The following is a 381-nucleotide window of genomic DNA, read 5'->3' on the forward strand; positions in this document are numbered from 1 at the left end:
GCTCTTTATAAGTCATTTCACGTAAAGGTTTGAAGAAAGCATTGTTAGTTATTTTCTCTTTAGTTTGTCCAGCAAATTGTGGGTTCATATTTGTACTTAAGTTTACACTTAATACGAGTCCGTTAGTAACATCATGGTTAATAATATCTAAGTTTTTAGCTTCTCTACTATTTAATGATTCTTTAGTAGCTTTAGTTAAATACTGAATAATACCTTGTCTAACAGCATCTACATGTACACCATTATCCACAGTATTGACAAAGTTACAGAATGAATCTACAACCATGTCCATACTTGGAGAAGAATTGTAAGTAAATGCTACTTCTAACCCAATAAATCTATCAATCTCTCTACCTTTATCATACTCTTTCAATTTAGTAG

Annotated in this window: 1 protein-coding gene; it reads right to left on the reverse strand. The window is 30.7% G+C overall.

Annotation, left to right across the window (positions count from 1 at the left end; translation table 11 throughout):
* Positions 1-381, reverse strand: a 381-nt coding sequence (locus ETC00_RS20335; RefSeq protein ID WP_371808945.1) for a TopoII/MutL transducer domain-containing protein, incomplete at both ends; no start/stop codon positions are given.

Source organism: Brevibacillus sp. MCWH (assembly GCF_013096935.1).
Taxonomy (GTDB): Bacteria; Bacillota; Bacilli; order Brevibacillales; family Brevibacillaceae; genus Brevibacillus; species Brevibacillus aydinogluensis.